18 protein-coding genes are annotated in these 22,407 nt (G+C 58.1%); 13 read left to right on the top strand and 5 right to left on the bottom strand.

Features of this window, described 5'->3' with window-relative positions:
- Complete coding sequence (locus L085_RS19860) at window positions 1-1,407, bottom strand: VOC family protein (RefSeq protein ID WP_004928247.1); 1,407 nt, start codon at window positions 1,405-1,407, stop codon at window positions 1-3.
- Between the two features lie 525 nt (window positions 1,408-1,932).
- Here L085_RS19860 and L085_RS19855 point away from each other — a divergent pair.
- The 6 genes from L085_RS19855 to L085_RS19830 all read left to right on the top strand — a co-directional run bounded on the left by L085_RS19855 (window position 1,933) and on the right by L085_RS19830 (window position 6,201).
- Entirely contained in the window at window positions 1,933-2,142 is a 210-nt protein-coding gene (locus L085_RS19855) for a cold shock domain-containing protein (protein WP_004928244.1), read from the top strand.
- Between the two features lie 223 nt (window positions 2,143-2,365).
- Window positions 2,366-2,587 carry a cold-shock protein gene (locus tag L085_RS19850; protein ID WP_004928241.1) on the top strand — a complete coding sequence of 74 codons (222 nt, stop codon included), beginning with the start codon at window positions 2,366-2,368 and terminating at the stop codon, window positions 2,585-2,587.
- Window positions 2,588-2,700: 113 nt separating this feature from the next.
- Entirely contained in the window at window positions 2,701-3,927 is a 1,227-nt protein-coding gene (locus L085_RS19845; protein WP_044031531.1) for a winged helix-turn-helix domain-containing protein, read from the top strand.
- A gap of 298 nt (window positions 3,928-4,225) precedes the next feature.
- Window positions 4,226-4,408: a Trm112 family protein gene (locus L085_RS19840; protein ID WP_004928237.1), complete on the top strand. Its 183-nt coding sequence runs from the start codon at window positions 4,226-4,228 to the stop codon at window positions 4,406-4,408.
- The gene (gene kdsB / locus L085_RS19835; RefSeq protein ID WP_004928235.1) at window positions 4,405-5,154 is read left to right on the top strand and encodes a 3-deoxy-manno-octulosonate cytidylyltransferase; all 750 of its coding nucleotides are present in this window, start codon (window positions 4,405-4,407) and stop codon (window positions 5,152-5,154) included. Before L085_RS19840 ends, kdsB begins: the two co-directional genes overlap by 4 nt.
- Window positions 5,155-5,304: 150 nt before the next feature.
- Window positions 5,305-6,201: a YcbJ family phosphotransferase gene (locus L085_RS19830; RefSeq protein WP_015377332.1), complete on the top strand. Its 897-nt coding sequence runs from the start codon at window positions 5,305-5,307 to the stop codon at window positions 6,199-6,201.
- Window positions 6,202-6,208: 7 nt separating this feature from the next.
- Here L085_RS19830 and elyC read toward each other — a convergent pair whose 3' ends face one another.
- Window positions 6,209-6,982 (bottom strand): envelope biogenesis factor ElyC, encoded by a 774-nt coding sequence (gene elyC, locus L085_RS19825; RefSeq protein ID WP_015377333.1) that lies wholly within the window; start codon window positions 6,980-6,982, stop codon window positions 6,209-6,211.
- A gap of 152 nt (window positions 6,983-7,134) precedes the next feature.
- On the opposite strand from elyC, the gene cmoM reads away from it, so the two are divergent.
- The 7 genes from cmoM (at window position 7,135) to L085_RS19790 (ending at window position 17,864) form a co-directional block, all read left to right on the top strand.
- A complete protein-coding gene (cmoM, locus tag L085_RS19820; protein ID WP_015377334.1) occupies window positions 7,135-7,920 on the top strand; it encodes a tRNA uridine 5-oxyacetic acid(34) methyltransferase CmoM in 786 nt (261 codons plus the stop codon).
- A complete protein-coding gene (gene mukF / locus L085_RS19815) occupies window positions 7,917-9,239 on the top strand; it encodes a chromosome partition protein MukF (RefSeq protein WP_015377335.1) in 1,323 nt (440 codons plus the stop codon). Before cmoM ends, mukF begins: the two co-directional genes overlap by 4 nt.
- Entirely contained in the window at window positions 9,220-9,948 is a 729-nt protein-coding gene (mukE, locus tag L085_RS19810; protein ID WP_004928226.1) for a chromosome partition protein MukE, read from the top strand. Before mukF ends, mukE begins: the two co-directional genes overlap by 20 nt.
- Complete coding sequence (mukB, locus tag L085_RS19805; protein ID WP_004928222.1) at window positions 9,945-14,393, top strand: chromosome partition protein MukB; 4,449 nt, start codon at window positions 9,945-9,947, stop codon at window positions 14,391-14,393. Before mukE ends, mukB begins: the two co-directional genes overlap by 4 nt.
- 221 nt (window positions 14,394-14,614) lie before the next feature.
- Window positions 14,615-16,423, top strand: coding sequence for a L,D-transpeptidase (ldtD, locus tag L085_RS19800; RefSeq protein WP_028127364.1), 1,809 nt, complete (start codon window positions 14,615-14,617; stop codon window positions 16,421-16,423).
- A gap of 180 nt (window positions 16,424-16,603) precedes the next feature.
- Window positions 16,604-17,152, top strand: a complete 549-nt coding sequence (locus L085_RS19795; RefSeq protein WP_004928217.1) for a YcbK family protein — start codon at window positions 16,604-16,606, stop codon at window positions 17,150-17,152.
- Window positions 17,153-17,216: 64 nt separating this feature from the next.
- Window positions 17,217-17,864 (top strand): MBL fold metallo-hydrolase, encoded by a 648-nt coding sequence (locus L085_RS19790; RefSeq protein WP_015377338.1) that lies wholly within the window; start codon window positions 17,217-17,219, stop codon window positions 17,862-17,864.
- A gap of 76 nt (window positions 17,865-17,940) precedes the next feature.
- Here L085_RS19790 and L085_RS19785 read toward each other — a convergent pair whose 3' ends face one another.
- The 3 genes from L085_RS19785 to asnS form a co-directional block, all read right to left on the bottom strand.
- Window positions 17,941-19,131 carry an amino acid aminotransferase gene (locus L085_RS19785; protein WP_015377339.1) on the bottom strand — a complete coding sequence of 397 codons (1,191 nt, stop codon included), beginning with the start codon at window positions 19,129-19,131 and terminating at the stop codon, window positions 17,941-17,943.
- A gap of 244 nt (window positions 19,132-19,375) precedes the next feature.
- A complete protein-coding gene (ompC, locus tag L085_RS19780) occupies window positions 19,376-20,503 on the bottom strand; it encodes a porin OmpC (RefSeq protein WP_015377340.1) in 1,128 nt (375 codons plus the stop codon).
- Window positions 20,504-20,804: 301 nt separating this feature from the next.
- Window positions 20,805-22,205, bottom strand: coding sequence for an asparagine--tRNA ligase (gene asnS, locus L085_RS19775; RefSeq protein ID WP_004928205.1), 1,401 nt, complete (start codon window positions 22,203-22,205; stop codon window positions 20,805-20,807).
- Window positions 22,206-22,407: the final 202 nt, after the last annotated feature.

Here is a 22,407-nt window from a genome sequence, read left to right as displayed (position 1 = left end):
TCAGGATGCCAGCGTGGCAAGCCCCAGGGCTTGCGCGCAGGCTTCCAGCGAACGCTGCTGGGTTTGCTGATACAGTGCCAGTTCGTCGATCACCTCACTGCCCAACGCTTGTTCAAACGCTGCCCGGCTGGAAACCGCGTTGTACTGCGCGTGGCGGCTGTCCCCCAGATTCGACTGGAAAATCCCCGCCGCGCTGACCGGCAGGAAATCTTCATATACCAGAGGCTGGAAGCGAACGTGTTCTTTCTCGATCAGTTGTTCCAGGGTGCTGTGCTTGTCCAGCGACTCTTTGGCCGCCAGGCCGCATTCGGTCGGAAAATAGCGGAACCAGGCCAGCTGTTGCTCACGCAGCGTGGCGTAATCATCCGGAAACGCCCGGAAGTTTTCCTCCAGCAGTTGATAGTAGCGCTCGGCATTCTTCTCGCTTGGCGGCGCCTGCAACGCATCGTTGGTCGCCTGCAGCAAACGGTCGTAAAGTTCGCGTCCTTTAGGCGTTAGCGCCACGCCGCGTTGTTCGATCTCGCCGAAGCGCGCGGTATGGTGACCGGCGATGGCGTGGCCGTCGTGCTCAACGAAATCGACGCTTTCTTCCAACGCTTTGAAGCTGGTTTGGCGCAGCAGGATCGCGCGGCGGCGGCGCGGCGGGCCCTCGATGACCGCTTTGGGCGTAATACCGCGGCCGGGCATCGCTTGCTGAACGCGATCGATATCCAGCGTACGTGGTGTCAGATGGTTGATATGCGGCCCTTTAAACGCCACCACGTCGGCGATCAGGCGATGCTGATCGTGCAGCTGCCGGTATTCTTCGGCGCTGACCGTCGCCTGGTTATGCCAGCGGAAGGTTTCCAGCGCTTGTTCGACAAATTCTTGCGCCTGCACTTCATTCAGCCCGCCTTGCGCTTCCTGCAGCGCCATCAGCTCCAGCGCGCGATCGGTAAAGATACGGCGGCGCGCCAGCAAGCGCTCGGCCAGCGCACGCAGCGCGGGATCTTCTATCAGTTCCAGGCGTAGCAGGGAGGTGAACACGCGGAAAGGACTGATCTGCAGCGCGTCTTCGTGTATGGCGCGAAAAGCGGTGGAGTGCACCGGAACGCCCGCCACCGACAGGTCATAGTAACCGACCGGCGCCATGCCCATCACCCGGAACAGGCGGCGCAGGGTGGCCAGTTCGTCCGCCGTGCCGACCCGGATCGCGCCGTGGCGCTCCATGGCCAGGCGTTCGATCTCGCCGGTGATTTGCAGTTGATGAGCCAGTGCGGCATCTTCGCGTAGAACCTGCCGGTTGGTTTCCGCCACCAGCTCCAGCAGATCGCCGTACAGCGGTACCTCTTTTTGATACATGTCCGACATCGCGTGAGAGAATCTGGCGCGGATTTCATTAGGTGAAACGAACTGCTGGGCGGTCATGCGCATAGCTCCTTGATTCAGCATAATCTGAAAAATCGTGTTTTTAGCGGCAAAAGTGCTGGCGAAAAAGCCGTCTGCCTTGTTTTCCCCTCAAGTTTAGCCATCTGATTTGGGATTTGTTATAGCGGCGTCAAGCATATTAGAGTTTTATGCGTTAGCTCTCATTTGCAGCGCTCAGACGGGCAAATGATGCCCCGGTGAGGAGAGGAACGCGCTGGATCGGCTGCGGCGAGCGTTAAATTAAGTCATGTATATTCATGGGGATAAAAATAAATTCGGCGTAATGATGAATTTATTGCAATAAACCTCTTGTGCATTCACCATTTTTATGAGTAAATGCAAGTCGGCCTGTAATCCAGACCTATTTATGTTCGAGTTTAGAGTTAAGCAGTTCCTCCAAAAACGTTATCATCCGATTCCGCTTCAAAGACGAACCTTCTAAGTACCTCCCATAAGTAATGTTTCTGAAATGGCCGCAATTGCCTCTTATGGCAGGTTTTGTAAATATATTTAAAGGTAAAAGTAATGTCTAAGAAGACTGGTCAAGTTAAGTGGTTCAACGAAAGCAAAGGTTTTGGTTTCATTGAGCAGCACGACGGCGGCAAAGATGTATTCGTACACTTCTCCGCAATCATGACCGACGGTTTCAAGACCCTGGCTGAAGGCCAGCGCGTCGAGTACACCATCCAGGACAGCCCGCGCGGGCCGGCTGCCGCCAACGTAGTTGCTCTGTAAGAAGACAGGGAACGCGTATAAAGAGATCTTAATACAACCATGGTGACGCTTCAGCGCTGAGTCATGCGGAAGATATTAAGTTCAACAAGCCCGCCTTAGTGCGGGTTTTTTATTTTTTTGCTCACGAGAGGTTTGTTACGAAAAACTTTAGGATGGGCTGGTAGCGTCCAGACAATATAAAAAATGACGTTGTCAAGGATGCTCAAGTAAAAGGATATAAGTTATGTTTAAAAATACTGTGTTAAAAATGGGTCGTGTGAAATGGTTTAATCAGGCCGAAGGCTATGGTTTTATTTCACCGGTAGATGGCAGCGACGAAATCTATGTCAACCGCAACGCTATCGCCAACACCAAAAATAAGTCGTTGAACGAAGGTCAGAACGTTGAGTTCTCGATCTATCGCAGCTCGCATGGGCTGTCCGCGGCAGACGTTATCGCGTTCTGATCGCATCCTCCTTCCTCGCCAGTGCCGGTGTCGCCACCCGCAAGCACTGGCGAAGATAAATCCCGCGATATCCACTATTATCAGGCCATTGCCTACTCGCCATGGATATCAGGATGACCACCCCGACCATTTCCCTTACCGCCGCTCGCGCACTGCACCTTGCCGCCCAGGGGCTGCTTTCTCCGCTTAAACGCCAGGCTCGGCCCGATGATGTCGTGAGCGCGATCCAGCGCATGGGGCTGTTACAAATCGATACCATTAGCGTCGTCGCCCGCAGCCCGTATCTGGTGCTGTTCAGCCGTTTGGGGGCCTATCAGCCGGAGTGGCTGGAACAGGCGCTCGCCGGCCGCAAGTTGTTCGAGTATTGGGCACACGAGGCCTGTTTCCTGCCGATCGAGGATTTTGGTCTGTTGCGGCATCGCATGCTGGCGCCGCATGATATGGGCTGGAAATACTCGGCCGACTGGGTGCAGCAGCACCAGGCGGCGATGGACAACCTGCTGCGGCATATCGAACAACAGGGGCCGGTGCGTTCCGCCGATTTCAGCGCCGAGAAGAAAGGCAACAGCGGGTGGTGGGACTGGAAACCGGAGAAACGGCACCTGGAGATCCTGTTTACCGCCGGCAAGCTGATGGTGGCCGAGCGTCGTAACTTCCACCGGGTTTACGATCTGACCGAAAGGCTGCTGCCGGCCTGGGACGATGCGCGTCATGCGCTGCCTGCGGAGCGGGCGCGCCGGCAGATGTTGCATCGCACCTGCCGCTATCTGGGCATTTTCCGCGCCGAGTGGTTGGCGGATTATTATCGGCTGAAACGCGTGGCGCCAAAAGCCTTGCTGGCAGAGCTGCAGGCGCAGGGGGAAATTTCGCCGGTGCAGGTAGAGGGGCTGGAAGGGCAGTTCTATGTGCATGAATCACTGGCGGAACTGCTGCCGCTGGCGGAGCAGGGCAAACTGAAATCGACGGTCACCAGCCTGCTGTCGCCTTTTGATCCGGTGGTGTGGGATCGCCGCCGGGCGCTCGAACTGTTCAACTTTGACTATCGGCTGGAGTGTTACACGCCGAAAGAAAAACGTCGCTATGGTTACTTCACGTTGCCGGTGCTGCATCGGGGCGAACTGGTGGGGCGGATTGACGCCAAGGCGCACCGTCGCCAGGGCATCTTCGAGATCATCAGTTTCCATGCGGAGCCGCAGGTGCGCTTCGGCAAACAGCGAACGCAGGACATCCGGCAGGCCATCGCGCACACGGCCAAATGGCACGGTGCGCAACGCGTCGCGCTGGGCGACATTCCGGCCGCGTTGGCCGCGGAATGGGGTGCCGGCTGGGAAGTGGGATAACGAGCGACGCCGTCGGTGGGGTAAAACGAAGTGAAGCGTCGCTCGTTACAAAGGGGCTCAGTGGCTGAAGTTAGCGAACAGAGCGATGATTTTATGCAGGCGTTTGATCATGTATCACGGCTTTCTTTTGTGATTTGTGTCACAAAATTCTACGCCGGGATGCGCCGTAGTTCAAGCTGTCGCGCTGACGCAGTGAGGAAATATCGGCGGCTTGGCGCCGCCGATGATTAACCTGAGGCCGGGCGTTATGCTATCCTCACTGCCTTTCCCAGATGACCTATCCCCTAGCGGAGGATGCATGGACCACCGTTTACTCGAAATCGTTGCCTGCCCGGTATGCAACGGCAAACTCTATTTCAATAAAGAAAACCAGGAACTGGTGTGCAAAGCGGACGGGTTGGCTTACCCGCTGCGTGATGGCATTCCGGTGCTGTTGGAAAATGAAGCGCGTGCGCTGTCGCTGGATGAGAAGCACGCATGAGTTTTATCGCTATTATTCCCGCCCGCTATGCCTCAACCCGTTTGCCGGGCAAACCGCTGGCCGATATTCACGGCAAGCCGATGGTGGTGCATGTGATGGAGCGCGCCCGTGAGTCCGGCGCCAGCCGCGTCATCGTGGCGACCGATCATCCTGAAGTCGCCAAAGCGGTGGAAGCCGCCGGCGGCGAAGTGTGCATGACCAGCCCGGATCACCATTCCGGCACCGAGCGTCTGGCGGAAGTGATCGCGCACTACGGCTTTGCCGACGACCAGATCATCGTTAACGTGCAGGGCGATGAGCCGCTGATCCCACCCGTTATCGTGCGGCAGGTGGCGGAAAACCTGGCGGGCAGCCAGGCCGGCATGGCGACGTTGGCGGTGCCGATCGAGAGCGCCGAAGAGGCTTTCAATCCCAATGCGGTGAAGGTGGTGATGGACGCGCAGGGCTACGCGCTCTATTTCTCACGCGCCACCATTCCGTGGGATCGCGAGCGTTTCGCCGCGTCGAAAGAGAGCATCGGCGACAGCCTGCTGCGTCATATCGGCATCTACGCATACCGCGCGGGCTTCGTGCGCCGCTACGTCAGCTGGGCGCCGAGCCAACTGGAGCAGATCGAGCTGTTGGAACAGCTGCGCGTGCTGTGGTACGGTGAAAAGATCCACGTGGCGGTCGCGAAAGCGATCCCGAGCGTGGGGGTCGATACGCCGGAAGACCTCCAGCGCGTGCGCGACAGCATTCAACCCTGAGCCTGATTTCGTCGGCGCGCCGCGCAACGCGCCGACGATGCAATACCCCCATTATTGATCCCCGTTTTGTTGATCTGCGTTGAAGAATTTTTCCGCTCGCCGTTCGATGATGTTACGCATCCCCCCTAATTAGCCTGAGGTGAATGCCTTATGGAGCAGTTACGCGCCGAACTGAGCATTGTGCTGGGTGAGTCCATCAGCCGGCTGGAGCGGGTGAGCGAACAGCCTTATGCGCATATGTATTCGCTGTACGATCGGCAGGGCAACGCGATCCCGCTGATGGCGAAAAGCTTTATCTGTCGGGGCATCGCCCAGCAGGAGGCGTACAAGCTGTCGATGCTGGCGCGCGACGGGGATATTCGCCTGCCTACGGTGTATGGCGTGGTGTGTACCCACCAGGCGCCGTATACGGAAATCCTGCTGATCGAGCGCCTGCGCGGCGTGTCGGCTGAGGCGCCGACGCGCTCGCCGGATCGCTGGAATATGTTGATGGAGCAGATCGTTGACGGGATATTGGCCTGGCACCGTATCGACAGCCACGGCAGCGTCGGCAGCGTTGACAGCACGCAGGAGAATGATTGGTTTTGCTGGTATCAACAGCGGGTCGAAGTGCTGTGGGCGACGGTGGTCAATCTCACCACCCCGCAGTTGACTATGGCGGATCGGCGTTTGCTGTACCGCACGCGCGAAGCGCTGACCCATTTCTTCGTCGGCTTCGATGATCCCTGTGTTCTGGTGCACGGTAACTTATCGCTGCGCAGCATGCTGAAAGATCCCAAAAGCGATCAACTGCTGGCGATGCTCAATCCCGGCGTAGTGCTGTGGGCGCCGCGCGAATACGATCTTTTCCGCCTCTGCGAGGCGGGCATGCCCAGCCAGCTGCTGTTCAGCTATCTGCAGCGGGCGCCGGTCGCCGACGCTTTCCTGGCGCGGCGCTGGCTATATGTGGTGTGGGAAGCGGTAGGGCGTTTGATCCATACCGGCAAGCTGGAGCGGCGGCCGTTCGACTATGCGTCGCAACAGCTGCTGCCCTGGCTGGCCGGTTGAACGAGCTTTACTCTGCGCCGGCGCTATCTGCGCCCTTCAGCCATTGCCACAGACTACCCAGCGTTTCATACCAGGCGCGCTCGGTATGGCCGAGGAACATTGACGACGGTGTGGCGCGATCCCAGATATTCAGCGGCGAGTCGATCGCCAACTGGTTGGCCGGCGCCGGGATCGGGTGCAACCCCTTAGCCTTGAAGAAACGCATGGCGCGCGGCAGATGGTTGGCGGAGGTTACCAGAATGAACGGTTGCTCGCCGACCAATTTGGCGACCTGAGCGGCCTCTTGCTCGGTATCGCGCGGTTCCCCCAAGATCACCATATCACTGCGCGGCACGCCCAGGCTTTCGGCCACCAGCGCCGCAGTGGCGGCGTTGCTTTGCATGGGGCCGGCGGACGCGCCGGTGAACACCATCCTGGCGCCGGGATGTGCAAGGTAGAGCCGCACGCCTTCCGTCACGCGCGGCAGACTGTTGCCGAGCAGGTTTGAACTGGGCGCCCAATCGGGATTGTAGGTATAACCCCCGCCCAACACGACGATGTAGCTGACCGGATCGTTACCGCGATAAGTCTGGTATTCGGCCTCGATCGGCCGCAGCAGCCGGTCGGCCACCGGTTGCAGGCTGAAAAGCAGTAAAAACAGCCAGCTCAGCGTGAAAATCGTCTTACCGCTTTTTTGCCAGCGGGTGAACCACAGCAGCAGCAGCGCCAGCCCCATCAGCAGCATCAACAGCGGCAGTGGCATCAGCAGGGCGCCAAAGAACTTTTTCAGGTTGAACAGCATCGAAAATCAGATCCTTTTGGGTGAAAAAGCGGCATCCAGGTATAAACAGGCCGCAAGAAGATACATTCTAAGTCAGTCTGTGCCAAAATAGCAGGTTTGAATGGGCGTGCGCTTTGCCGCCGACAAGAATGAGATCAGCGGAGCCGTTGTCCATGCAGGATCGCAATTTTGACGATATTGCTGAAAAATTTGCGCGTAATATTTACGGCACCACGAAAGGAAAAATCCGCCAGGCGGTGGTTTGGCAGGATCTGACCGGGCTGCTGGCGCAGTTGCCGCAGCGGCCGCTGCGCATTCTCGACGCCGGGGGCGGTGAAGGCCATATGGCCTGCCAACTGGCAGAATTAGGACATCAGGTGTTGTTGTGCGATCTTTCTGGTGAGATGATCCAGCGCGCCGCGCAGCTGGCGGAGCAGAAAGGTGTGAGCCAGAACATGCAATTCGTACAAAGTTCTGCGCAGGATATCGCTCAACATTTGGAACAGCCGGTTGATCTGATATTGTTTCATGCAGTGCTTGAATGGATCGCCGAGCCCGAAGCGGCGCTGCAGGCGTTGTATGACTGCCTGACGCCGGGTGGCGCACTGTCGCTGATGTTCTTCAACGCCAACGGCCTCTTGATGCGCAACGTGGTGTTGGGTAATTTCCAACTGGTGGATCCCGAGGTCAGACGGCGCCGCAAGCGTTCGCTGTCGCCGCAATATCCGCACGATCCGCTATTGGTCTACGGTTGGTTGGAACAGCTGGGCATGCGCATCGGCGGCAAAACCGGCGTGCGGGTGTTCCACGACTATCTGCAGAGCAGACAGCTGCAAACACAAAAATTTGAAGAGTTACTGGCGCTTGAACAGCACTATTGCCGGCAGGAGCCGTACGTGAGTTTGGGGCGCTATATTCACGTCATGGCGCATAAACCAAACCTGAAGGACGAACTATGAGTGAATTTTCCCAGACAGTACCCGAACTGGTCGCCTGGGCACGGAAAAATGATTTCTCTATTTCGCTCCCTACGGAGCGTCTCGCATTTCTGCTCGCCATCGCCACCCTGAACGGCGAACGACTGGACGGCGAGATGAGCGAAGGTGAGCTGGTTGATGCATTTCGCCATGTCAGCAAGGGTTTTGAACAGACGCATGAAACGGTGGCGATGCGCGCCAACAATGCGATTAACGACATGGTGCGCCAGCGCCTGTTGAACCGCTTTACCAGCGAGCTGGCGGACGGCAACGCGATTTACCGCCTGACGCCGTTGGGTATCGGCATTACCGATTACTATATTCGCCAACGCGAATTCTCCACGCTGCGCCTGTCGATGCAGCTGTCGATCGTGGCGCAGGAACTGAAGCGCGCCGCCGACGCCGCCGACGAAGGCGGCGACGATTTCCATTGGCACCGCAACGTGTTCGCGCCGTTGAAATATTCGGTGGCGGAAATCTTCGACAGCATCGACATGACCCAACGCGTGATGGACGAACAGCAGCAGAGCGTGAAGAACGACATCGCGGCGCTGCTGAGCAAAGATTGGCGGGCGGCGATCTCCAGCTGCGAGATGCTGCTGTCGGAAACCTCGGGCACCCTGCGCGAGCTGCAGGATACGCTGGATGCGGCGGGCGATAAGCTGCAGGCCAACTTGCTGCGTATCCAGGACGCAACCCTCGGCAACGTGGAGCTGGGTTTCGTTGACAAGCTGGTGTTCGATCTGCAAAGCAAGCTGGATCGCATCATCAGCTGGGGGCAGCAGGCGATCGACCTGTGGATCGGCTACGATCGCCACGTGCATAAATTTATCCGTACCGCTATCGATATGGACAAAAACCGCGTGTTCGCCCAGCGCCTGCGCCAGTCGGTGCAAACCTATTTCGACCACCCGTGGGCGCTGACCCATGCCAATGCCGATCGTCTGCTGGACATGCGCGACGAAGAACTGGCGCTGCGCAGCGATGAAGTGACCGGGGAACTGCCGCCGGATCTGGAGTTCGAAGAGTTCAGCGAGATTCGCGAACAGCTGGCGGCGATGATCGAAGAGGCGCTGAAGGTGTACCAGGAACAGCAGATGCCGCTCAACCTTGCAGCGGTGATGCGCGATTATCTGGCGCAATATCCGCGTGCGCGTCATTTCGACGTGGCACGTTTAGTGGTCGACCAGGCTGTGCGCCTCGGTGTGGCTGAAGCAGATTTCTCAGGGTTGCCGGCGGAATGGCAGGCAATCAATGATTACGGAGCCAAGGTCCAGGCCCATGTCATCGACAAATATTGAACAAGTAATGCCAGTCAAGCTGGCCAAGGCGCTGTCCAACTCGCTGTTTCCGGCATTGGATAGCCAACTGCGTGCGGGTCGTCACATCGGTATCGATGAGCTGGACAACCACGCCTTTTTAATGGATTTCCAGGATGAGCTGGAAGAGTTTTACAACCGTTACAGCGTCGAGCTGATTCGGGCGCCGGAAGGTTTCTTCTATTTGCGCCCGCGCTCCACCACGCTGATCCCGCGTTCGGTGCTGTCCGAGCTGGATATGATGGTGGGTAAGATCTTGTGCTACCTGTATCTCAGCCCCGAGCGCCTGGCGCACGAGGGCATTTTCAGCCATCAGGAGCTGTACGACGAGCTGCTGAGCCTGGCCGATGAGAACAAGCTGCTGAAGTTCGTCAACCAGCGCTCTACCGGTTCGGATCTCGATCGGCAGAAGCTGCACGAAAAGGTGCGCACCTCGCTGAACCGTCTGCGCCGCCTCGGCATGGTCTATTTCATGGGCAATGACAGCAGCAAGTTCCGCATTACCGAGGCGGTGTTCCGCTTCGGCGCCGACGTACGCAGCGGCGACGATCCGCGTGAAGCGCAGCTGCGCATGATTCGCGACGGCGAGGCGATGCCGGTTGAAACCAGCCTGTCGCTGAACGATGAGAATGACGCTGAGGATCAGCAGGTTGATAACGCTCCTGACGGTGCAGAGGATGAACAGGAATGATTGAACGCGGTAAATTTCGCTCGTTGACGCTGGTTAACTGGAACGGCTTCTTCGCCCGCACCTTTGATCTGGATGAGCTGGTGACCACGCTGTCCGGCGGTAACGGGGCGGGGAAATCCACCACCATGGCGGCCTTCGTCACCGCACTGATCCCCGACCTGACGCTGCTGCACTTCCGTAACACCACCGAAGCGGGCGCCACCAGCGGCTCGCGCGACAAGGGCCTGCACGGCAAGCTGCGCGCCGGCGTGTGTTACTCCACTCTTGACGTCGTCAATTCACGCCACCAGCGCGTGGTGGTTGGCGTGCGTCTGCAGCAGGTGGCAGGGCGCGACCGCAAGGTCGATATCAAACCGTTCACCATTCAGGGGCTGCCGACCGCGGTACAGCCGACTGAATTGCTGACCCAGACCGTGGGTGAGCGCCAGGCGCGCGTGCTGTCGCTGCAAGAGTTGAAAGAGCGCGTGGAAGAGATGGAGGGCGTGCAGTTCAAGCAGTTCAACTCCATCACCGATTACCACTCGCTGATGTTCGATCTGGGCGTCATCCCGAAACGCCTGCGTTCGTCCGCCGATCGCAGCAAGTTCTACCGTCTGATCGAAGCGTCGCTGTACGGCGGTATCTCCAGCGCCATCACCCGCTCACTGCGTGATTACCTGCTGCCGGAAAACAGCGGCGTACGCAAGGCGTTCCAGGACATGGAAGCGGCGCTGCGCGAAAACCGCATGACGCTGGAAGCGATCCGCGTCACCCAGTCGGATCGCGACCTGTTCAAGCATCTGATCTCCGAGGCCACCTCCTATGTGGCGGCGGACTATATGCGTCATGCCAACGAACGCCGCATCCATCTGGACGGCGCGCTGGCGCTGCGCAGCGATCTGTTGGGCAGCCGCAAGCAGCTGGCCGCCGAACAGTATCGCCATGTGGAAATGGCGCGCGAGCTGAGCGAACAGAGCGGCGCCGAATCCGATCTGGAAACCGATTACCAGGCCGCCAGCGACCACCTGAATCTGGTGCAGACGGCCATGCGTCAGCAGGAGAAGATCGAACGCTATGAAGCCGATCTGGAAGAGCTGACCTACCGTCTGGAAGAGCAGAACGAAGTGGTGGCCGAGGCGAGCGAGCAGCAGGCCGAAAACGAAGCGCGCGCCGAAGCGGCCGAGCTGGAAGTGGATGAGCTGAAGAGCCAGCTGGCCGACTACCAGCAGGCGCTCGACGTGCAGCAGACCCGCGCCATTCAGTATCAGCAGGCGCTGCAGGCGTTGGAGCGCGCGCGCGCGCTGTGCCAACTGCCGGATCTGACCGCCGACAACGCCGAGCAGTGGCTGGACACCTTCCAGGCCCGCGAGCAGGAAGCGACCGAAGCACTGCTGATGCTGGAACAGAAGCTGAGCGTGGCCGACGCCGCGCACGGCCAGTTCGAGCAGGCCTATCAGCTGGTGGGTAAAATCGCCGGTCAGGTCAGCCGCAGCGAAGCCTGGCAGTGCGCGCGCGAATTGCTGCGCGACTGGCCTTCGCAGCAACACCTCGCCGAGCGCGTTCAGCCGCTGCGCCTGCGCCTGAGCGAACTGGAACAGCGCCTGCGCTCGCAGCAGGACGCCGAGCGCCTGCTGCAAGAATTTTGCAAACGCCATGGTCAGGAGTACCAGCCGGACGATCTCGACATGCTGCAGCAGGAGCTGGAAGAGCGCCTGGAAGCGCTGTCGCAGAACGTCAGCGAAGCCGGCGAACGCCGCATGGAGATGCGCCAGGAGCTGGAGCAGATCCAGCAGCGCATCCGTGAGCTGACGGCGCGCGCCCCGGTGTGGCTGGCGGCGCAGGACGCCCTGAGCCAGCTCAGCGATCAGAGCGGAGAGCCGCTGGAAAACAGCCAGCAGGTGACCGAATACATGCAGCAGCTGCTGGAGCGCGAGCGTGAAACCACCGTCGAGCGCGACGAGGTGGCGGCCCGCAAGCGCGAAGTGGAAGCGCAGATCGAACGTCTCAGCCAGCCGGGCGGCGCGGAAGATCAACGCCTGGTCACCTTGGCCGAACGTTTCGGCGGCGTGCTGCTGTCGGAAATTTACGATGACGTTACCATCGACGACGCGCCTTACTTCTCGGCGCTGTACGGCCCTTCGCGCCACGCCATCGTGGTGCCGGATCTGTCGCTGGTGCGCGAGATGCTGGAAGGGCTGGAAGATTGCCCGGAAGATCTCTACCTGATCGAAGGGGATCCGCAGTCGTTCGATGACAGCGTATTTGCCGTCGAAGAACAGGACAAAGCGGTGGTGGTGAAGATCGCCGATCGCCAGTGGCGTTATTCCCGCTACCCGGAAGTGCCGCTGTTCGGCCGCGCGGCGCGCGAAAACCGCCTGGAAGTGCTGCATGCCGAGCGTGAAACGCTGGCGGAACGTTATGCCACGCTGTCGTTCGACGTGCAGAAAACCCAGCGTTCGCATCAGGCCTTCAGCCGCTTTATCGGCACCCATCTGGCGGTGGCGTTTGACGCCGATCCGGAAGCGGAGATCCGCGGCCTGAACGCCCGTCGCGGCGAGATCGAGCGTGCACTGAACAATCACGAAGCGCAGAATCAGCAGCAGCGTCAGCAGTACGACCAGGCCAAAGAGGGCATTTCCGCGCTCAACCGCCTGATGCCGCTGGTGTCGTTGCTGAACGATGAAACGCTGCAGGATCGCGTCGACGAGATCCGTGAAGAGCTGGAAGAAGCACAGGACGCCGCGCGCCACATTCAACAGCACGGGGTGTCGCTGACCAAACTGGAGCCGCTGCTGTCGGTGCTGCAGAGCGATCCGCAGCAGCATGAACAGCTGCAGCAGGACTACGCGCAGGCGCAAAGCGTGCAGCGTCAGGCCAAACAGCAGGCGTTCGCGTTGACAGAAGTGGTGCAGCGTCGCGCGCACTTCAGCTATACCGACTCCGCCGGCATGCAGAATGCCAACAACGATCTGAACGATAAGCTGCGCCAGCGTCTGGAACAGGCGGAAGCCGAACGCGCCCGCGCCCGTGAGCAGCTGCGTCAATATCAAACCCAGTTCACCCAATACAGCCAGGTGCTGGCCTCGCTGAAAAGCTCGTATGACGCCAAGCGCGACATGCTGAAAGAGCTGAGCCAGGAGCTGGTGGATATCGGCGTGCAGGCCGACGCCAACGCCGAAGCGCGCGCGCGTCAGCGCCGCGACGAGCTGCATGCGGCGCTGAGCAACAACCGAGCTCGCCGCAATCAGCTGGAGAAACAGCTGACCTTCTGCGAAGCCGAAATGGATGGCCTGCAGAAGAAACTGCGCAAGCTGGAACGCGACTACCATCAGCTGCGCGAGCAGGTGGTGACCGCCAAGGCGGGCTGGTGCGCGGTGATGCGTCTGGTGAAAGACAACGGCGTGGAACGCCGTCTGCATCGCCGCGAGCTGGCGTATATGGATGGCGACGAGCTGCGCTCGATGTCGGATAAGGCGCTCGGCGCGCTGCGTCTGGCGGTGGCGGACAACGAACACCTGCGCGACGTGCTGCGTCTGTCGGAAGACCCGAAGCGGCCGGAGCGTAAGATTCAGTTCTATATCGCGGTGTACCAACACCTGCGCGAGCGTATCCGCCAGGACATCATCCGTACCGACGATCCGGTCGAGGCCATCGAGCAGATGGAGATTGAGCTGGGCCGTCTGACCGAAGAACTGACCGCGCGCGAGCAGAAGCTGGCGATCAGTTCGAAAAGCGTGGCCAACATCATTCGCAAAACCATTCAGCGCGAGCAGAACCGCATTCGCATGCTGAACCAGGGGTTGCAGGCCGTTGCTTTCGGCCAGGTGAAGAGCGTCCGTCTGAACGTCAACGTGCGCGAAGCGCATGCCACTCTGCTGGACGTGCTCTCCGAGCAGCAGGAACAGCATCAGGATCTGTTCAACAGCAACCGCCTGACCTTCTCCGAAGCGCTGGCCAAGCTGTATCAGCGCCTGAATCCGCAGATCGACATGGGGCAGCGTACGCCACAGACCATTGGCGAGGAGTTGCTGGACTACCGCAACTACCTGGAAATGGAAGTTGAGGTGTACCGTGGTTCCGACGGCTGGTTGCGTGCGGAAAGCGGCGCGTTGTCTACCGGTGAAGCCATCGGTACCGGGATGTCAATCCTGGTGATGGTGGTGCAGAGCTGGGAAGAAGAGTCCCGCCGCCTGCGCGGTAAAGATATCTCGCCGTGTCGCCTGCTGTTCCTCGATGAAGCGGCGCGTCTGGATGCCAAGTCGATCGCCACGCTGTTCGAACTGTGCGATCGTCTGGAGATGCAGCTGATCATCGCGGCGCCGGAAAACATCAGTCCGGAGAAGGGCACCACCTATAAACTGGTGCGTAAGGTGTTCCAGAACCACGAGCATGTGCACGTGGTGGGGCTGCGCGGTTTCGCCGGCGAGCCGCCGGCGCTGGGCACTGCGCCGGTTGAGACGCCGTAACGCAGAAAAACGCCCTAAAAATCCGAAAATAGCCGCCGCAGGGTGGCTATTTTTTTGTGCGCGTGGATGATAGTCCTGCTTTTTTATCCGTTGAAAAGCGGTTAGTTTAATCACATAAACAGTTATTCGACGCCCGCAGGGCGAAACGGCCTTTCTGTTTGTATACTGAAACTATATGCAGTTTTTGACGTTTTTTTTTGTGAGCATACAGGGGGCAAGGGATGTTGCTTAAAAAGGGAAACTCTCTACGACGTTTGGCGCTGAGTGGCGCTATCGCCTGTAGTCTTGTGTCGTCGTTTTCCGCCTTGGCCACCGTAACGGCGTTACCGGTGGCAACAGCAGGCATGTCCGTTGCGCAGAGTCGTTCTGAACTGCTGGCCGCGTTGCCGCGCGGTATGGATCTGCACTACCTTTCCACGCTGGCGCCGCTGTATGCGGCGAATCATATGCAGCCGATGTGGCAGGATCGCGAGGCCGTTCAGCAATTTCAACAGCAGCTGGCCGAACTGGCGATGTCCGGCGTACAGCCGCAGTTCACCCAGTGGGTGAAGATGTTGACCGATCCGGCGCTCAGTGAAGCGGGCCGCGATGCGGTGTTGTCCGATGCGATGCTGGGCTATTTGCAGTTTGTATCCGCCATCGGCGCCAACGGCAACAACTGGCTGTACAGCAATATTCCTTACAAGCTTGGTTTGCCGCCCACGGCGGTGATCAATCAATGGCAGCTGGCGGTGCGCCAGGCGCGAACCCTGAGCTACGTGAATTCGCTTGCGCCGCAGCATCCGCAATACGCCAAGATGCATCAGGCGCTGCGTGACATGCTGGCGGATAACCGCCCCTGGCCGCAGGTGGGCAGTGGCCCGAGCTTGCGCCCAGGCCAAATGAGCAACGATATCCCGGCGCTGCGTGAGATCCTGACGCGCACCGGCATGCTGGCCGCCTCGGCACCGGAAGCGGAGCCGGAACCGGCGGTGGTCTCGGCGAAGAGCAATGAACCCGACGACGGCGGGCTGACGGTAGACGAAGAGAAAAGCCGCGTGACGGTCAGCCCATCGGCAGCGCCGGTGACGGAGTTGACCGCGGAACAGACGCCGCCGCAGATCGGCAGCGTGGTGAGCGACAACCTCTATACCAACGAGCTGGTGGAGGGCGTCAAGCGTTTCCAGAAATGGCAGGGGTTGACGGCGGACGGCGTGATCGGCGTGCGCACCCGCGAGTGGCTCAACGTGTCACCGAAAACCCGCGCCGCGCTGTTGGCGCTGAATATCCAGCGCTTGCGCATCTTGCCGGGGCATGTCGGCACCGGCATTATGGTGAACATTCCCAACTACTCGCTGACCTACTATCAGAACGGCAACGAAGTGTTGTCCTCCCGCGTTATCGTCGGGCGGCCAAGCCGCAAGACGCCGTTGATGAGCAGCGCGTTGAACAACGTGGTGGTCAACCCGCCTTGGAACGTGCCGACTACGCTGGTGCGTGAGGATATTGTGCCGAAGGCGATGCGCGACGGTAACTATTTCCAGAAACACGGCTATACCGTGCTGTCAGGCTGGAGCAACGATGCGGAAGTGATCAACCCGGCGATGATCGACTGGAGCATGGTTTCTGCGCGCAACTTCCCGTATCGCGTGCGCCAGGCGCCTGGCGCCACCAACTCGCTGGGGCGTTTCAAGTTCAATATGCCGAGCTCGGATGCCATCTACCTGCACGATACCCCGAACCACAGCCTGTTCCAGAAAGACATCCGCGCGCTCAGCTCCGGCTGCGTGCGGGTGAACAAGGCTTCCGATTTGGCGAATATGCTGCTGCAGGATGCCGGCTGGAACAATAGCCGTGTTTCCTCCACGCTGAAAGAAGGCAATACCACTTATGTGAATATTCGCCAGCGTATTCCCGTAAAACTGTATTATCTGACCGCCTGGGTTTCGGATGATGGCCAACCGCAATTCCGTACAGATATTTACAATTATGATAATACGGTGAGATCGGGCGCACAAATTTTGGCTCAGGCCAAAAAATTAATGCAGTAAATGCAGTAATTATAAATAAATAACGGTCAGAATGTTTGGCTATACCGCAGGCCCTCGTAGCCGGGGGCCTGTAAACCTAGGCGTATCGCGGGTTGACTCAGCATACGCAGGCGGTTATGGTTCGGACAGTGCGCTGCTTTGTGCATTTATTTTGACATTCTTGCCGGGTTTAACAGAGTCATGGACAAAATTGATCATCATCGCCGTAAATGGCTGGCGCTAGGTGGCGCCGCTATGGGCATAGCGCTGCTTCCAGGGCAGGCATTTGCCAGTCTTTCCACCGCTCGACCGCGTATTTTAGTGCTGAATAACCTGAATACCGGTGAATCTATTAAAGCCGAGTTCTTTGACGGCAAAGGCTACAATAAAGAAGAGTTGGTTCGGCTAAATCATCTGTTCCGCGATTATCGCGCCAACAAGGTTAAATCGATCGATCCCAGCTTGTTTGATCACCTCTATCGCCTGCAGGGGCTGCTGGGTACCAGCAAGCCGGTGCAGCTGATCTCCGGTTACCGTTCCGTAGATACCAATAACGAATTGCGCGCGCACAGCCGCGGTGTGGCCAAGCACAGCTACCATACCAAGGGCCAGGCGATGGATTTCCATATTGAAGGTATCCAATTGAGTAATATCCGTAAAGCGGCGTTAAAAATGCGCGCTGGTGGTGTAGGATATTACCCACGTAGCAACTTCGTGCACATCGATACCGGCCCGGTTCGGAGCTGGTAATCGCGGTGCCCTCAGTGAATAACGCCGCTCCTTGCGGAGGCGGCGTTATTGTCGTTGGAGCCTTATGAAATACCATCTTATTCCCGTTACCGCCTTTAGCCAGAATTGCAGCCTGATCTGGTGTGAAAACACGCAGCAGGCGGCGTTGGTCGATCCCGGCGGCGAAGCGGAAAAAATCAAAGCGGAAGTGGCGAAACAGGGTGTGACAATCACGCAGATTTTGCTGACGCACGGCCATTTGGATCACGTCGGCGCGGCGGCTGAGCTGGCGGAACATTATCAGGTGCCGATTTACGGCCCGGATAAAGAGGACGCTTTTTGGCTGGATGGTTTGCCGGCGCAGAGCCGGATGTTCGGGCTGGAAGAGTGTGCGCCGCTGACCCCGACCCGTTGGTTGTCGGAAGGCGATGAGATGCAGGTGGGAGAGATGACGCTCAAGGTGTTGCATTGCCCTGGGCACACACCGGGCCACATCGTCTTTATCAATGAGCAGGCGCGTTTGGCGCTGGTGGGTGACGTGCTGTTTAACGGCGGCGTGGGGCGCAGCGACTTCCCGCGCGGTGATCATCAGGCGCTGATCGCCTCTATTCGCACCAAGCTGCTGCCATTGGGCGACGATATGCGCTTTATTCCCGGCCACGGCCCGATGTCGACCTTTGGCCACGAGCGCCAGACCAATCCGTTCCTGCGCGAAGAGCCGGCGGTGTGGTAACGATTATTTCCCGGCCGAAATAATCAAGGGCGCATAGAGCGCCCTTTTTTTATGATTTATGACCTGCGTCGATGCTTTAGAGCACGGCGACGATGGCTTCACACAGCGGTGCCATGTTGTCCGGCGTCATGCCGGCCACGTTCACCCGGCCCGAGTTTACGGCGTATACGCCGAACTCTTCACGCAGACGCAGCACCTGTTCTTTGGTCAGGCCGCTGAATGAGAACATGCCGTTCTGCTGGATGATAAAGCTGAAGTCCTGTTGTGCGCCTTTCTCCTGCAGGGTGTTCACGAACAGCTGACGCATGCGGTGAATGCGCTGGCGCATGTCGGTCAGCTCCTGCTCCCACATCGCGCGCAGGGCGTCGTTGCCCAGAATGGTGGCGACAACGGCCGCGCCGTGCGACGGCGGGTTAGAGTAGTTGGCACGAATGGCCGCCTTCACCTGGCTGAAGGCGCGATCGGCGGTTTCGGCATCGGCAGCTACAAGGGTGCAAGCGCCGACGCGCTCATTGTACAGGCCGAAGTTTTTCGAGTAGGAGCTGGCGACGATCAGCTCTTGATGTTTGGCGGCGAAAATACGCAGACCCTGCGCATCCTCTTCCAGACCGTTGGCGAAGCCCTGGTAGGCGAAGTCGAACAGCGGCAGCCAGCCATTGGCGGCGGAAAGCTCAGCCAGCTGCGCCCACTGTTCCGCCGTTGGATCGATACCGGTCGGGTTATGGCAGCAGCCGTGGAACAACACGACATCACCGGCCTGAGCCTGTTTCAGGCTGTTCAGCAGGCCGTCAAAATCCAGCGCGTGGTTGGCTGCGTCGTAGTAGGCGTACTCCAGCACTTCCAGGCCAACGGCGCTAAAGACGTTCTTGTGGTTCGGCCAGCTTGGGTTGCTGATCCAGATGCGCTTGGCGCTGGTCTGGTTGGCGATAAAGTCTGCCGCTACGCGCAAGCCGCCGGTGCCGCCTGGCGTCTGTGCGGTGCGTGCGCGACGATCGGTGACGATCGGGCTCTCTTTACCGAACAGCAGCTCTTGCGTGCAGCTGGCAAACGCCGGGATGCCTTCAATGCCGAGATAGTTTTTGGTGGTCTCGTTTTCCAGCAGATACTGTTCAGCTTTTTTTACGCTGGTCAGCACCGGGGTTTTGCCGGTTTCATCTTTATAAACGCCAATGCCTAAATTGATTTTATTCGGGCGGGCGTCGGCGCGGAAAATGTCGGTCAGGCCCAGGATCGGGTCGGCGGGTGCGGCGGTGATTTTTTCAAACATGTCAGGTGCTTCCAAATCTCGGAGTTAAGCAGACAGAAGCATCAGGGTAGCGCCAGTTATCGGCTTTGCCAACCGTTTGCGATAAAAACACCGCGATCTTGTGAACGGGAAGGATTCGACAGAAAAAATGAGGGATAAGGGGAAATCTGCAGGATAAAACGTTACCGGCAGACACAAATAAAAACAGGGCCGAAGCCCTGTTTTTTAACTTAGCCGACGGTGAACCGCCGTTAAGCGAGACAACTTAGAACTGGTATACCAGACCAACAGCTACGATATCGTCGGTAGCGGTGCCGGTTGCTTTGGTGAACTCGTTGTCATCCAGCAGGTTGATTTTGTAATCAACGTAGGTGGACATGTTCTTGTTGAAGTAATAGGTGGTACCAACAGAAACATATTTAACCAGATCCTGGTCAGAACCCACGCCTGGGACGTTCAGGTTTTTACCTTTAGACTGCAGGTAAGACACTTCTGGACGCAGACCGAAGTCGAACTGGTACTGAGCAGTCACTTCGAAGTTCTGAGTTTTGCTCGCGAAGCCGCCGCACTTGTCATCGGTAGCTGCACAGCCAGCACCGAAGTTACCGCCGCCGAACGGAGTCATGTTACGGGTTTCTGCGTACATCGCCGCCAGGTAAACGTTGTTGGCGTCGTATTTCGCGCCCACGGTCCATGCGTCAGCCTTGTCGCCACGCTCGTTGGAACGCAGTTTTTGGTCGTCGGTACGGTTAGAAGATGCGTATGCAGCGCCGAAGCTTACGCCTTCGCCGATGTCATAAGTAGAGGAGATGCCCCAGCCGTCGCCGTTTTGTTTCTTGACGTTACGGCCGTCGTTCTGGTTTTTGCCCTGGTACTGAACGGCGAAGTTCAGACCGTCAACCAGACCGAAGAAGTTGTTGTTACGATAGGTCGCAACGCCGTTGGTACGGCCGGTCATGAAGTTGTCGGTGTAGGTGTAAGTATCGCCACCGAACTCTGGCAGCATATCGGTCCAGCCTTCCACGTCGTACAGTACGCCGTAGTTACGGCCGTAGTCGAAGGAGCCGTAGTCAGCGAATTTCAGACCCGCGAAGCCCAGACGGGTTTTGGTGCCTTCGGTGCCCTGAGATTCGGAGTGGTTAGCCTGGACGTTGTATTCCCACTGGCCGTAACCGGTCAGTTGGTCAGTAATCTGAGTTTCACCTTTGAAGCCGAAACGAACATAGGTCTGATCGCCGTCATTACCTTTGTCGTCGGAGAAGTAGTGCAGACCGTCAACTTTGCCGTACAGATCCAGCTTGTTGCCGTCTTTGTTGTAGATTTCAGCTGCGTTTGCTGCACCAGCAGCCAACAGAGCCGGGATAACCACTGCAAGAATGTTGCGCTTCATCATTATTACCCTCATTGGTGTTATTCGGACACCTTTGCCACTGCCGCCAATAATTCCTTGGGAACTATTGTTGATAGATTGGTGTCGTCCTGTGTCTGAACGCAGTGTTCCATTCACAGGCGGGTTAATCTAGGACGAAAATGATACCAATGTCGCAATGAGGTTGCAAAAGGAAAGTATGTGTAACCAAATGTAATTTTTCGGGAACTTTGTGACGTGCGTCAATATTAAAAAATGCGAAAGGCCAGCGAGGCTGGCCTTTGTTTTGTAACGAAATCGTTTAAAAAACGTGTGATCGTATAAATTAGAAGCTTGCGTTACGTGGGGTGCGTGGGAACGGGATCACATCGCGCACGTTTTGCACGCCGGTGACATAGGCGATTAAACGTTCAAAGCCCAGGCCGAAACCGGAGTGCGGCACGGTGCCGTAACGACGCAGATCGCGATACCACCAGTAGTCTTCCTTATTCAGGCCCATCTCTTCCAGACGCTGATCGAGCACGTCGAGACGTTCTTCACGCTGAGAGCCCCCGATGATTTCACCGATGCCCGGCGCCAGCACGTCCATGGCCGCGACGGTTTTGCCGTCTTCGTTCATGCGCATATAGAACGCTTTGATGTCTTTCGGGTAGTTTTTCACCACTACCGGCGCCTGGAAGTGTTTCTCCGCCAGATAACGCTCATGTTCGGAAGAGAGATCGATACCCCAGGAGACCGGGTTTTCGAAGGTTTGGCCAGAGGCCAGCAGGATCTCAATGGCGTCGGTGTAGTCTACCTGGGCGAAATCGGAAGAGACGAAGCGCTCCAGACGCGCGATAGCGTCTTTATCCACGCGCTCGGCGAAGAATTTCAGATCGTCGGCACGTTCATCCAGCACAGCCTGGAACACATACTTCAGCATGCTTTCGGCCAGGCCGGCGACGTCGTCCAGCGTAGCGAAGGCCACTTCCGGCTCGATCATCCAGAATTCCGCCAGGTGGCGGCTGGTGTTTGAGTTTTCGGCGCGGAAGGTTGGGCCGAAGGTGTATACCTTGGACAGCGCACAGGCGTAGGTTTCGCCGTTCAGCTGGCCGGAAACGGTGAGGAAGGCTTCCTTACCGAAGAAGTCTTCGCTGAAATCGACGGCGCCCTTGTCGGTGCGCGGCAGGTTTTCCAGATCCAGCGTGGAGACGCGGAACATCTCGCCGGCGCCTTCGGTGTCGGAGGCGGTGATCAGCGGGGTAGATACCCAGAAATAGCCATTTTCATGGAAGAAGCGGTGGATCGCCTGCGCCAGGGTATGACGCACGCGCGCCACGGCGCCGATCAGGTTGGTGCGCGGGCGCAGGTGGGCCACTTCGCGCAGGTATTCGATGCTGTGACGTTTGGCCGCCATCGGGTAAGTATCCGGATCGTCGACCCAGCCGACCACTTTGATCGCGGTGGCCTGCAGCTCGAAGCTCTGGCCTTCGCCCGGTGAGGCGACGACCTTGCCGGTAACTTCAACCGAACAGCCGGTGGTCAGGTGCAGCACTTCATCTTGATAATTCGGCAGAGAATTATTAACGACGGCCTGTAACGGATCAAAGCAGGAACCGTCATAGACGGCCAGGAAGGAGATACCAGCTTTTGAATCTCTCCGGGTACGTACCCAGCCGCGTACGGTGACTTCACTGTCAACCGCAGCACGACCTTGCAGTACGTCGACTACAGGCACTACGCTCATAGATTTCTCTCTTTAATAATTTGGTTTAGAAATAGCTTACAACCCAAGAATATGGGGGTAATGGCTATGTTACTTGCCGCGGTGCAGAGCACAAGCAGAAATCATCGGATTGGCGCAACATTTATCGCGGCTGACTGAAAAGAGGGCGTTCGGGATAAAAACAAAAAAGCCGGCGCGTGAACCGGGCCGGCTTTCTCTCTTT

The organism is Serratia sp. FS14, assembly GCF_000695995.1.
GTDB classification, from domain to species: Bacteria; Pseudomonadota; Gammaproteobacteria; order Enterobacterales; family Enterobacteriaceae; genus Serratia; species Serratia nematodiphila.
This window is presented reverse-complemented; position numbering and strand designations above follow the sequence as displayed.